At 61.1% G+C, this 12,271-nt stretch carries 13 protein-coding genes; 4 read left to right on the top strand and 9 right to left on the bottom strand.

Going from position 1 to position 12,271, the window contains the following annotated elements; genetic code table 11:
• Window positions 1-85: 85 nt before the first annotated feature.
• The 4 genes from C7I36_RS11540 to C7I36_RS11525 form a co-directional block, all read right to left on the bottom strand.
• On the bottom strand, window positions 86-1,057 hold the full coding sequence (locus tag C7I36_RS11540; RefSeq protein WP_106453859.1) for a PstS family phosphate ABC transporter substrate-binding protein: 972 nt from the start codon (window positions 1,055-1,057) through the stop codon (window positions 86-88).
• A 144-nt stretch (window positions 1,058-1,201) separates the two neighbouring features.
• The gene (gene phoR / locus C7I36_RS11535; RefSeq protein ID WP_106453858.1) at window positions 1,202-2,518 is read right to left on the bottom strand and encodes a phosphate regulon sensor histidine kinase PhoR; all 1,317 of its coding nucleotides are present in this window, start codon (window positions 2,516-2,518) and stop codon (window positions 1,202-1,204) included.
• A 7-nt stretch (window positions 2,519-2,525) separates the two neighbouring features.
• Complete coding sequence (phoB, locus tag C7I36_RS11530; protein WP_106453857.1) at window positions 2,526-3,215, bottom strand: phosphate regulon transcriptional regulator PhoB; 690 nt, start codon at window positions 3,213-3,215, stop codon at window positions 2,526-2,528.
• Window positions 3,216-3,328: 113 nt separating this feature from the next.
• A complete protein-coding gene (locus C7I36_RS11525; protein ID WP_106453856.1) occupies window positions 3,329-3,757 on the bottom strand; it encodes an N-acetyltransferase in 429 nt (142 codons plus the stop codon).
• Window positions 3,758-3,931: 174 nt separating this feature from the next.
• Here C7I36_RS11525 and rdgC point away from each other — a divergent pair, with 174 nt between their 5' ends.
• The 3 genes from rdgC to C7I36_RS11510 all read left to right on the top strand — a co-directional run bounded on the left by rdgC (window position 3,932) and on the right by C7I36_RS11510 (window position 6,563).
• A complete protein-coding gene (gene rdgC / locus C7I36_RS11520) occupies window positions 3,932-4,840 on the top strand; it encodes a recombination-associated protein RdgC (RefSeq protein WP_106453891.1) in 909 nt (302 codons plus the stop codon).
• A 93-nt stretch (window positions 4,841-4,933) separates the two neighbouring features.
• Window positions 4,934-6,334, top strand: a complete 1,401-nt coding sequence (gene trhP, locus C7I36_RS11515) for a prephenate-dependent tRNA uridine(34) hydroxylase TrhP (RefSeq protein WP_106453855.1) — start codon at window positions 4,934-4,936, stop codon at window positions 6,332-6,334.
• The gene (locus C7I36_RS11510; RefSeq protein WP_106453854.1) at window positions 6,312-6,563 is read left to right on the top strand and encodes a YfhL family 4Fe-4S dicluster ferredoxin; all 252 of its coding nucleotides are present in this window, start codon (window positions 6,312-6,314) and stop codon (window positions 6,561-6,563) included. Before trhP ends, C7I36_RS11510 begins: the two co-directional genes overlap by 23 nt.
• Window positions 6,564-6,605: 42 nt before the next feature.
• Here the strand turns inward: C7I36_RS11510 and C7I36_RS11505 are convergent, their stop codons facing one another.
• Entirely contained in the window at window positions 6,606-7,784 is a 1,179-nt protein-coding gene (locus tag C7I36_RS11505; RefSeq protein ID WP_106453853.1) for an MFS transporter, read from the bottom strand.
• Window positions 7,785-7,912: 128 nt separating this feature from the next.
• The gene (locus C7I36_RS11500) at window positions 7,913-8,389 is read right to left on the bottom strand and encodes an acyloxyacyl hydrolase (RefSeq protein ID WP_106453852.1); all 477 of its coding nucleotides are present in this window, start codon (window positions 8,387-8,389) and stop codon (window positions 7,913-7,915) included.
• A gap of 198 nt (window positions 8,390-8,587) precedes the next feature.
• Here C7I36_RS11500 and suhB point away from each other — a divergent pair, with 198 nt between their 5' ends.
• On the top strand, window positions 8,588-9,391 hold the full coding sequence (gene suhB, locus C7I36_RS11495; RefSeq protein ID WP_106453851.1) for an inositol-1-monophosphatase: 804 nt from the start codon (window positions 8,588-8,590) through the stop codon (window positions 9,389-9,391).
• 154 nt (window positions 9,392-9,545) lie between these two features.
• On the opposite strand, the gene C7I36_RS11490 is transcribed toward suhB, so the two are convergent.
• The 3 genes from C7I36_RS11490 to C7I36_RS11480 all read right to left on the bottom strand — a co-directional run bounded on the left by C7I36_RS11490 (window position 9,546) and on the right by C7I36_RS11480 (window position 12,270).
• Complete coding sequence (locus C7I36_RS11490) at window positions 9,546-11,321, bottom strand: DEAD/DEAH box helicase (protein ID WP_106453850.1); 1,776 nt, start codon at window positions 11,319-11,321, stop codon at window positions 9,546-9,548.
• Window positions 11,322-11,445: 124 nt separating this feature from the next.
• Window positions 11,446-11,871, bottom strand: coding sequence for a hotdog fold thioesterase (locus C7I36_RS11485; protein WP_106453890.1), 426 nt, complete (start codon window positions 11,869-11,871; stop codon window positions 11,446-11,448).
• A 156-nt stretch (window positions 11,872-12,027) separates the two neighbouring features.
• Window positions 12,028-12,270 (bottom strand): GlsB/YeaQ/YmgE family stress response membrane protein, encoded by a 243-nt coding sequence (locus tag C7I36_RS11480; protein WP_106453849.1) that lies wholly within the window; start codon window positions 12,268-12,270, stop codon window positions 12,028-12,030.
• Window position 12,271 lies beyond the last annotated feature (1 nt).

Raw genomic sequence — 12,271 nt, 5'->3', positions numbered from 1 at the left:
TAATATATGAAAAAACAGATAACATAAAAATAAAAAAAGCCCCGAGTTGTGCCGGGGCCAAATTCAATGACGGAAGCTGCCGGGATTACTTCAGGCCCAGCTTGGCCAGGTCGGCTTCGACCACGGCGGCAGGTACCGGCACATAGCCGTCCTTGTCCACGATTTCCTGGCCCTGCTTGGACAGCATCAGCTTGATGAACTCGGCTTCCATCGGCCCCAGGGGCTCGTTGGGGTGCTTGTTCACATAAACGTACAGGAAGCGGGACAGCGGGTAATCGCCGCTGATGGCGTTCTCGGCATTGGCTTCCACGAAGTCGGTGGAGCCGGCTTCGGCCAGGGGCACGGCGCGCACACTGGAGGTGCTGTAGCCCAGTCCGGAATAACCGATGGCGTTCAGGGAAGAGGACACGGACTGCACCACGGAGGCGGAGCCGGGCTGCTCGTTCACATTGTTCTTGAAGTCACCCTTGCACAGGGCTTCGTCTTTAAAGTAGCCGTAGGTGCCGGATACGGAGTTGCGGCCGTACAGCTGGATATCGCGGTTGCTCCAGTCGCCGGACAGGCCGGTCTGGCCCCACTTGGTGATCTGCTCGGCCATGCCGCAGGCCAGGGTGCTGGAGAAGATGGCGTCAACCTGGTCGATGCTCAGGCCCTCGATGGGGTTGTCCTTGTGTACGAACACCGCCAGGGCATCGATGGCAACCCGGATCGGGGTCGGTTTGTAGCCGTAGCGCTTTTCAAAGGCTTCGATTTCGTTGCTCTTCATGGCGCGGCTCATGGGGCCGAACTGGGAAGTGCCTTCGGTCAGGGCGGGCGGAGCGGTGGAAGAACCGGCGGCCTGGATCTGCACGTTGACGTTGGGATACTGACGCTTAAACTCCTCGGCCCACAGGGTCATCATGTTGGCCAGGGTGTCGGAACCAACGGAGGAAACATTACCGGATACACCGCTGACTTTCTCGTAATCGGGCAGCGCGCTGTCGACGGCGGCCAGCGCAGAGGTGGAAGCCAGGGCGGCGGTCAGTCCAAGTGCACTTACCAGTTTGTTCAATTTCATCCTTAATCTCCAATCTGAGTTCGGTCTTTCAAGACGCGGCCAGTATTGCCGCCGGCAATGACAACTATATGAATGAATGATGACGATTTGATGACAGAATAACCGCCCGCCGGGCGCCGCAGGAACGCGGGCCGGCGGCGCCGGTCAGGCAATTTCCCGGTTGGGAGCTTCCCTCACCAGCAGGCGTTCGGGCAGGGTGAAGCTGAAGCAGCTCCCCTCCCCGGGCCGGCTGGCAATGTCCAGGTGGCTGTCGTGATGGCTGAGGGCATGCTTGACGATGGCCAGGCCCAGGCCGGAGCCGCCGGTCTGGCGGCTGCGGGCCTTGTCGACCCGGTAAAAACGCTCGGTCAGGCGGGCAATGTGCTCGGGCGCTATGCCGTCCCCGTCGTCGGTTACCGCAAAGCGGCCAGATGGGCCGCTCAGTCCCCATTCCACCCGAATATGAGTGCCCGCCGGGGTGTGGCGGATGGCGTTATAGACCAGATTGGACAAAGCGCTGCGCAACTGCTCCTGATCGCCCCTCACCTTGAGCTGACTATCGATGCTGAAGCTGAAACGGTGCCCCCGCTCACCGCTCAGCGCCAGCGCTTCCTGTTCCAGCATCAGCAGCATGGCGGGCACGTCGACCACCTTGCTGAAATCCACCTCCGGCGACGCCTCGTAGCGGGTCAGGGTCATCAGTTGGTTGACCAGGGCATCCATCCGCAGGGTCTGCTCCAGCAGTACCTTCTGGGTTTTGCGCCAGCGGGCTTCGGACGGCGGCTCCTCCAGCATTTCCAGGTAGCCCTTGAGCACCGTCAGCGGGGTACGCAATTCATGGGAGACGTTGGCCACAAAGGACTTGCGCACTTGCTCCAGGCTTTTCAGCCGGGTCACATCGCGCACCACCAGCATGGCCTGGTCTTCCGCATAGGGCATGATCCGGCATTCCAGCAGGCGATCCTCATTGCCCGGTGCCGGCAGTTCGAGGGGCTCGTGGAAATCCCCCCTCTTCATATAGCCGATAAACACGGGGGCGCGGATCAGGTTGCCGATGTGCTGGCCGGCGTCGTCGGGCCAGCGAAAGCCCAACAGTTGCTGGGCCAGCTTGTTGCACCAGATGATGCTGCCGTCGCGGCGGATCACCACGGCGGCGTCGGGCAGGGCCTCGGCCCCTTCCCGAAAACGGCGGACAAGGTTGGCCAGCTCGCGCCGGCGTGCGCGTTGGCGCTGCTGCAACCGGTAGATGCCGTTAAAGATGACTTCCCAGCTGCCGCTGCCTTCGGGCGGGGTCAGGCTGCGATCCCGCCACAACCAGACCGACAGCTTGTGCTGGAAGCGATAATGCCAGGCCAGGTGCAATACCGTGGCCACCAGCCATGCCAGGGCGATATCGTCGATCAGCAGGCCCAGCAGAAAGAAGGCCAGGTAGTAAAGCCCCAGTCGCCACCATAGGCCATGGCCGGATTCATGTAGCTGCATGCAAGCCTCATAGGCGTGTGGAAAAACGGTAGCCGGCACCACGGACAGTCTGGATCAGGCGATCATGACCCGATTCACAAATCGCCTTGCGCAGGCGGCGGATATGCACGTCCACGGTGCGATCCTCCACGAACACATTGGTGCCCCACACATTATTCAGCAACTGCTCGCGGCTGTATACCCGCTCCGGATGGGTCATGAAAAAGTGCAACAACTTGAACTCTGTGGGCCCCATGTCCAGTTGCAGGCTGTTGGCGCTGACCCTGTGGCTGACCGGATCCAGCTTGAGCCCCTGCACCTCTATCACATCCTCCACCGAGGTGGGTGCCACCCGGCGCAGCACCGCCTTGAGCCGGGAGGTCAGCTCCTTGGGCGAAAACGGCTTGGTGATGTAGTCGTCGGCGCCCACGTCCAGGCCCTTGATCTTGTCTTCTTCCTCGGCCCGGGCGGTAAGCATGATCACCGGGATCTGGCGGGTCAGTTCGTCCTGCTTGAGGTGCTTGATAAGCTGGATACCGCTGCCGCCGGGCAGCATCCAGTCGAGCAGGATAAGCTCGGGGTAGGGCTCCTTGATCATGGCCAGCGCCTGGTCGTAGTCTTCCGCCTCCTGGGTGGCGAATCCCTTTTGCTCTAGTACGAAACACAACATTTCGCGGATCGGCGCCTCGTCCTCTACCACCAGTATTTTCCGTGTCATTCTTCAACTGCCTCTTGTGCGGGTCTTGTCGGTGTAACACCCATTATTGGAAGCTAGTATGACAGTTTTATGAAATTGTGACGCCCCGGGGAAAGGCGGATGACAGCCAGATGTCAGTGGCCCTGATAGCCCATGCACAGCTCCGGCTGGCCGGTGCAGGGATCGACGCTTTCGTCGGTTACTGCAAAGCCGTGCTGGCGATAAAAGTGTACCGCCACGTCATTTTCGCTGAATACCCTGAGCGACAGCCGCCGCCGCAGCCGTTTGGCGGTTGTCATCAGGGCCTTGCCGATGCCGTTCTGCTGGCAATCGGGGCGCACGAACAGGGCCGCCAGGTAGTCGCCCACCAGGGCGATAAACCCCTGGATTTCCCCTTCCCGCTCGCACACCCAGACCTCGGCCGAGGGCAGGTAGCGGGCCCGCATCTGCTCCTGCTGCCGCCACCAGTAGGCTGCGGGCACAAAGTCGTGGGCCTGCAAAGAAGCCAGCAGCCAGACATCCAGAATGGCGTCGGTATCCTCGGGCCGGGCCTGTCGTATCATGCTGCTCTCTCCCTGGTGGTATCTGTTCTTATTGTATGGGGAGGCGGGCCGGACGGCGGCGGATTTGTCCGCCTCTGTGACCCGGATCCGCCTTTGTCGGCCGGGAATGACAGACTGATCACAAAGCCGCTTTGCAGTACAATGCCCCTTTTCCGGCTCGTCACCGAGGACGCCATGTGGTTTAAGAATCTGCAAATCTACCGTTTTACCCGCCCGTTCGAACTCAGCCTCGAAGAGCTGGAGAAACAACTCGAAACCATGATCTTCAGCCCCTGCGGCAGCCAGGAGCAGGTCAAATTCGGCTGGGTCTCTCCCCTTGGCCGTCAGGGCCAGGCCCTGACCCACAGCGCCGATCACCAAATCCTGCTGTGCGCCAAAAAAGAAGAAAAAATGCTGCCCGGCTCCGTGGTCAATGAAGCGGTGGCGGAAAAGGTCGAGGCCCTGGAGGCCGAACAGGGCCGGGCACTGAAGAAAAAAGAAAAGGAAGCGATCAAGGAGGAAGTGATCGTCAGCCTGCTGCCCCGGGCCTTCAGTCGCCACCAGCAAACCTGGGCCTGGATCAATCCCCGGGACGGCTTTATTGCCGTGGACGCCAGCTCCGCCAAACGCGCCGAGGATCTGCTGGCGCTGCTGCGCAAGTGCATCGGCTCGCTGCCGGTAGTGCCGCTGGCCATGACCACCCCGCCCGAGCTGACCCTGACCGACTGGCTGAAGGAAGGCGCCGCCCCCGCCGGATTTGCCCTGGAAGACGAGGCCGAGCTGAGATCCGCCCTGGAGCACGGCGGTATTATCCGCGCCAAGCAGCAGGACTTGCTCAGCGACGAGATGAAGGCCCATCTCGACGCCGACAAGCTGGTGACCAAGCTGGCGCTGAACTGGAGCGACAGCCTGAGTTTTATTCTGGTCGACGACATGAGCATCAAGCGGCTCAAATTCTCGGAAGAGCTGCGCGAGCAGAACGACGACGTCAGCGGCGAGGACGCCGCCGCCCGTTTTGACGCCGACTTCGCCCTGGTGACCGGCGAGCTGTCCCGCTTCATTCCCGAGCTGATCGACGCCATGGGCGGCGAAGAAAGCCGCTGACCCCGGCTCGAATTTCTCGACCGGCGGGAGTAGAATGCCCGCCCCGGCCGCCATCAGGTGGCGGCCTCTGACCTGACATCAGACGAGACTCCCATGTTTGTACCCGAATTGCTCTCCCCCGCCGGTTCCCTCAAGAACATGCGTTACGCCTTTGCCTATGGCGCCGACGCCGTCTATGCCGGCCAGCCCCGCTACTCCCTGCGGGTGCGCAACAACGAATTCAACCACGAGAACCTGCAAATCGGCATTAACGAAGCCCATGCCCTGGGCAAGAAATTCTACGTGGTGGTCAACATTCAGCCCCACAACGCCAAGCTGAAAACCTTTCTGCGGGACATGAAGCCGGTGGTGGACATGCAGCCCGACGCGCTGATCATGTCCGATCCCGGCCTCATCATGCTGGTACGCCAGCACTTCCCGCACATGCCCATTCACCTGTCGGTGCAGGCCAACGCGGTCAACTGGGCCTCGGTGAAGTTCTGGCAGGACTACGGCATCGAGCGGGTGATTTTGTCCCGGGAGCTGTCGCTGGAAGAGATTGAAGAAATTCGTCAACACTGCCCCACCATAGAGCTGGAAGTGTTCGTGCACGGCGCCCTGTGCATGGCCTACTCCGGGCGCTGTCTGCTGTCGGGCTACATCAACAAGCGCGACCCCAACCAGGGCACCTGTACCAACGCCTGCCGCTGGGAATACAAGGTGCACGAGGCCAAGGAAGACGACGCCGGCCAGATAGTGCACAAGCAGGAGCCCATTCTGGTGCAGCCGATTGAGCCTGCGGTGGAGCCCACCCTGGGCGCCGGCGCGCCGCACGATCAGCCGGTACTGCTGGAAGAAAGCAACCGCCCCGGTGAGTACATGGCCGCCTATGAAGACGAGCACGGCACCTACATCATGAACTCCAAGGATCTGCGCGCGGTGCAGTACGTGGAGCGCCTGACCCAAATGGGCGTTCACTCCCTCAAGATTGAAGGCCGTACCAAATCCTTCTATTACGTGGCCCGCACCGCCCAGGTGTACCGCAAGGCCATTGACGATGCCGTGGCCGGCAAGCCCTTCGACACCACCCTGATGAGCACCCTGGAAAACCTGGCGCACCGGGGCTACACCGAGGGCTTTTTGAAGCGCCATGCTCACAGCGACTACCAGAACTACGACTACGGCTATTCCGTGTCCACCAGCCAGCAGTTTGTGGGGGAAATCACCGGCCGCGACGGCGACTGGGTGGAAGTGGCCGTCAAAAACAAGTTCCTGGTGGGCAACAGCCTGGAGCTGATGACGCCCAAGGGCAACCTGACCTTCACCCTGGAGCAAATGAAAAACCGCAAGGGCGAAGCGGTGGACGTGGCACCGGGCAACGGCCACGTGATGTACATTCCCCTCGACGCCGGCATCGATGTTTCCTTCGGTATTCTGATGCGCAACCTGAACGGGCAGCAGGACACCCGCAACCCCCACGCGGAGCAGGCTCATGGCGCTGTTAATCAAGGATAACTGTATCAACTGCGACATGTGCGAGCCGGAATGCCCGAATGGCGCCATTTATTACGGGCCGGAAATCTACGAGATAGATCCGAGCCTGTGCACCGAGTGCGTAGGGCATTACGACAAGCCGACCTGCATCAGCGTCTGCCCCATCGACTGCATTATCGATCACCCCGAACACCGGGAAAGCGAAGAACAGTTATGGGACAAGTTCGTGCTGCTGCACCACCAGCCCTGACAACAGGCCCCGCCAAAGGCGGGGCCTGTTGTCCTCACCCCATCAGATGCCGGGCTCGGGCACGGCCTCGCTTCCCGGCAGCAAAAACCACACCACCAGGCCGGCACAGGCCAGCAGCAGGCCACCCAATACCAGCTGATTCATCTGGGGCAAGCCGCCCTGTACCAGCAGGAACAGGCCGCCCCCCAGGTTGGAACTCCCGCCCAGCAGGGCACCGGCAGTGCCGCTGTGCTGGGGAAACGGCGCCACCGCCCTGGAAGTCGCCACCGGGAACAACAGGCCGGCACCGGCAAAATACAGGCTGCCGCCCAGCACCAGTCCGGCCACCGCCAGCCGGGGATCGAAAGCGGTCCCCAGCACGATAACAGCACCGGCCAACAGACCGGCGCCGGCCAGCCACTGCAGGCGCCGTACCGACCAGGAGCCTGCCTTCCAGGATGCCATCATGGCGCCCGCAAAATACAGCGGCAACGGCAGGATAAAGAGCACACTGATCTCGGCACTGCTTAATCCGCTTTGGGCCGCCACCAACACGCTGAACACGGCTTCGTAGAGAATGACACCGGCGAAAGTGGCAATCAGCATGCCGAGCTGGCGGCGAAAACCGGCATCGTGCAGCACATAGCGGTAGGCAGGCAGCATGGGCTGGGCGTGACGACGGGCGGCGGGCAGGGTTTCCCGGAAAAAGAACACCATCACCAGGGTAATCGCCAGTCCCATGGCAAACAGGAACAGATACATGGACTGCCAGCCAAAGCGCAGGTTGAGCCAGCCTCCGATCAACGGTGCCAGCAAGGGCGCCAACATAATGCCCATGGAAACATAACCGTTGTAGCGCACCAGATCCGTACCCTCGAACTTGTCCCGCATCAGGCTGCGGCACAGGCTGCCCGCCGCCGCCGTGCCGGCGCCCTGAATAAAGCTGCCCAGCAGCAGCACGATATAGCTGGGCCAGGCCAGGATCAGGGCCGAACCCAGCACATAGACCGACAACCCCGCCAACAGCACCGGCCGGCGGCCGAAACGGTCCGACAGCGGTCCGTAAACAAACTGGAACAGGCCATAGGGAATCAGGTAAAACGCCATCACCAGCGGCAGGGCCTGGCTGGTCACGCCCAACGCCGCCGCCATGTCGCCCATGGCAGGCACATAAAGGGTCTGGGTCATCTGGCCGGACGCCACCATCAACACCGTAAGTAATACCAGGGAAAGGCCCGACATGGCCGCGATCTCCAAAAAACGCCCGGACGGGCAGACTGTGATTTGGATCGCATCATAATGTATAGACAAATACACTGACAACGGGCGCCTGAGCGACCTTTTATAATGTCTCGCCCTAGATTTCCTAATCAGAAATCATAACGGTAGCTGACCCCCCAGGCGCTCAGTCCGTCGTTGGGCTGTTTGATGCCACCATTGGACAAATGCCATCCCTCTATCGCCAGGCGGTGCTGATCCAGGGCCAGGCCGATGCCTGCCCGGCTGGAGAACTGGAAACGGGTGGAAAAGCGGCGCTGCTCCAGGTGGGCCTGACTGCTCCAGGCAGGCCCCACCCCGGCGAATACAAAAGGCTGCCAGCCCTCTCCTCCGGCCCGATAGGCGATGCCCGGGACCAGGCTCAGCTGGACCAGTTGATCGTCCGCCAGCTGCCAGTAGCTGCTGTCAAACCAAAGCCTGGGAGCCGCCCCCCCGCCCAAGGCCGCTCCCTGCCACTCGGCGCCGAGCAAATAATGTTTGGCTCCGTCACCGCCGCCGATCACCAGGCTCCAGTCGGCCCAGGCCGGCAGTGCCAGCAGCAAAACCAGCATCCATTCCCTCCCTTTCATGGCCGCCTCCTTGTGTCCTGTGCCACTGGATAAAATATAGCCATAACACGGGAGCCGGACGGACCGGTCACGTTTTATTTTGCCCGCCCCATCGCCACGGCGGGTGCAGGGGCGGGATTTAATCCTTGCCTGGGTCGGACGCACTGGTATAATTCGCCGCTCAAATTTCGTTCTTTAACATCAAGTGGGTCTTCTCATATGCATCCGATGCTGAATATTGCGGTGCGCGCTGCGCGCAACGCCGGTCAGGTTATCGTCAAGGGTTTCGCCAACCCGGACAACGTGGAAACACGCCAAAAAGGCCAGAGCGATTTTGTCACCAATGTGGATCTCGACGCGGAAAACGCCGTGGTCAACACCATCCGCAAGTCCTATCCCGAACACAGCATCATCGGTGAGGAATGTGGCGAACTGGCCGGCAGCAACCCGGACTACCAGTGGATTATCGACCCGCTTGATGGCACCACCAACTTCATGAAAGGCATCCCCCACTTCGCCGTATCCATCGCCCTGCGGGTGAAAGGCCGGACCGAGCAGGCGGTGGTGTACGACCCCATCCGCGACGAACTGTTCACCGCCAGCCGCGGCGCCGGCGCCCAGCTCAACGGCTACCGTATCCGTACCGGCAAGGCCAAGGATCTGTCGAACACCGTGCTGGCCACCGGTTTTCCGTTCAAGCAAAAGCACCAGGCCGACGCCTACCTGGCCATGTTCAAGGATATGTTTATCCAGTGTGCCGATGTGCGCCGTGCCGGTGCTGCCAGCCTGGATCTGGCCTATGTCGCCGCCGGCCGGGTAGACGGTTACTGGGAGCTGGGCCTCAAGCCCTGGGACTTCGCCGCCGGCAGCCTGATCGCCCGGGAAGCCGGCGCCATTGTCACCGACTTCATCGGTGGCCACAACTATGAGCACAGCGGCAATGTGGTGTGCGCCAACCCCAAGGTACTCAAGGCGATGCTGTCCAGCATCCGCGAGCATCTGCCCGAGTCGCTGGCCAAATAAGCGCCTGCCGCCCATATCGAGCCCCGCCCAATGCGGGGCTTTTTTGTACCCGTCGATCACACTTCCTGTTTCATACCCTGCGCAACACATAACAAAAAGCCCGCCGGGGTGACCGGCGGGCTTGCTTCATTCAGCATTCAGCGCGAAACGGGGTTCAGCCGTTCAGGCGCTTGTCGTTGCGACGGGGACGGAACTTGCCGCCACGGTCGTCGTTGTTGGCGCGGAAGCTGCGGCGGGGCAGCGGACCGCCCTCGTACTTGGCCAGGTTCAGCGGACGCTGGCAAACTCGGACTTTCTGCAGCACCTGCTGGATCTCGGCCGGGATGCCCTCGGGCAGGTCAACGGTGGAGAAGTCGTCGTGGATCTGGATCTGGCCGATATAACGGGATTCCAGATCCGCCTCGTTGGCGATGGCACCGACCAGGTGGCCCGGCTTGACGCCGTGTACCCGGCCCACATCGACACGGAAGGTTTCCATCACCACGCCGGACACCTCGTCCTTGCCACCGCGGGGAGTACGGGGGCGCTCGGCACGCTCGAAGCGCTCGCGGCCACCGTCACGGCTTTCACGCACCTCGGGACGGCGCGCGGCCATCGGCTTGTCTTCCACAAACAGCGGGCGATCACCTTGCAGCAGACGGGCCAGGCCGGCCGCCAGCTGGGCGGTATCCATGCCGTCTTGCTGCAGCGCCGCCACCATTTCCACAAAGGGAGCCAGGGCCTGCTCGTCGGCTTCCACACTGGCGCGGATCCGGGCCTTGAAGCGCTCGGCGCGGATCTTGTTGATGTCGTCGGCAGACGGCATCGTCATTTCTTCGATGGGCTGGCGGGTATGGCGCTCCAGGTTGTACAGGCCGCGCTTTTCCCGGCCGGTCACAAACAGGATGGCGTCGCCCTCGCGGCCGGCACGACCGGTACGGCCGATGCGGTGCACATAGGACTCGTTGTCGTGGGGCATGTCGAAGTTGACCACGTGACTGATACGCTCCACGTCCAGGCCACGGGCGACCACATCGGTGGCCACCAGTACGTTCAGGCGGCCGTTCTTCAGGCGATCCACCACTTTTTCCCGCAGCTTCTGGGGAATATCGCCGTGCAGGGCTTCACAGGCATGGCCTTCACGCACCATCATCTCGGCCAGGTCTTCGGCGTCCTTACGGGTTCGCACGAACACCAGCATGGCATCCATCTCCTCGGTTTCCACCAGGCGACACAGGGCTTCGTGCTTGGACATGCCGCGCACGAACCAGTAACGCTGACGTATGCTGGCATTGGTGCGGGTCTTGTTGGCGATGCGCACTTCCTGGGGATCTTTCAGGTATTTCTGGGCCACGCGCTGGATGGCCGGCGGCATGGTGGCAGAGAACAGGGCGATCTGACGGCTCTCGGGGGTATGCTCCAGGATCCACTCGACGTCGTCGATAAAGCCCATGCGCAGCATTTCGTCGGCTTCGTCCAGCACCAGGGCCTGCAGGCTGTCCAGCTTGAGGGTGCCGCGGCGCATATGGTCCATCACCCGGCCAGGGGTGCCCACAACGATGTCCACGCCACGCTTCAGTGCACGGATCTGGCTGTCGTAAGCCTGGCCACCATAGATGGACAGTATGCGGATATCTTTCTGGTATTTGGCATAGTTTTCAAAGGACTCGGCCACCTGAATGGCGAGTTCCCGGGTCGGCGCCAGCACCAGCACCTGGGGGTGAGCGTTGCCGCCGCTGATACGGCTCAGCATCGGCAGGGCGAAGGCGGCGGTTTTGCCGGTACCGGTTTGTGCCAGACCCAGCACGTCCCGCCCGGTCAGCAGGGTGGGGATGGCGGCGGCCTGGATGGCAGAAGGCTGCTCGTAACCGGCGTCGGTCAGAGCTTGAAGAACGGCAGGCGCCAGGCCGAGGTCAGCAAAAGCAGGTACAGCAACAGAAGTATTTGTCATTTAACAGTTCCGAAATAAATAAAATGTCGGCGGACTGATACAGTAAAAGGCCAGGGACAACCCATTCTCACCGGGGGTGAGGGCTTCCCTTCACACAGTGTGTGTCACACATAGATTCACAAGGCTAATCTGGCCGTTTTTGTCTCAACACCGCCATGGTCAACCGGCTGGTACACACCAGTCGATTTTTCTCATCATGGATGTCGATCTGCCAGACTTGTGTCGTCGCGCCCAAATGGAGGGGACGTGCGGTACCTGTAACAAGGCCGCTTCGCTTGGCGCGGACGTGATTTGCGTTAACCTCCAGACCAACGCAATAATAACCCGCTTCAACGCACATATTGGCAGCTACTGAACCCAGGGTCTCGGCCAGCGCTACGGAAGCGCCGCCATGTAACATGCCAAGAGGCTGGTGGGTACGATGGTCAACCGGCATGGTGCCGCGCAGAAAATCGTGACCCACTTCACAAAAGGTCATGCCCAACTGGGCTGCGAGCGTATTCTCTGACAGTTGGTTCAAACTGTCCAGCGTAAATTCACGTTTCCACATATTTAACTTCAGGGACTGGGGACTGGGGACTGGGGACTGGGGACTGGGGACTGGGGACTGGGGACTGGGGACTGGCAAGATTTTCTTTCCGTCAGCAGTTTCTAGTAAGCTCCCTAATCCCTAATCCCTAATCCCTAATCCCTAATCCCTAATCCCTCATCTTTTTTTGATTTTTCCCACAATAAAAATCAGCAGCAGGGCACCAACTACCGACATCACCAAGGATCCGATAATGCCGGTGGCGGCCAGCCCCAGCAGGCGGAACAGCAGGCCGCCGAGAAAGCCGCCCACCAGGCCGACGACAATATTGCCAAGCAGGCCAAAGCCCTGCCCCTTCATCAGGTTGCCCGCTATCCAGCCGGCCAGGGCGCCGATGATTAATCCCCATAACAGACCCATA

The sequence above is a fragment of the Zobellella taiwanensis genome, assembly GCF_003012795.1.
Lineage (GTDB): Bacteria > Pseudomonadota > Gammaproteobacteria > Enterobacterales > Aeromonadaceae > Oceanimonas > Oceanimonas taiwanensis.
Note: the sequence above shows the minus strand (reverse complement) of the source record. Positions and strands in the feature narration are given on the sequence as shown.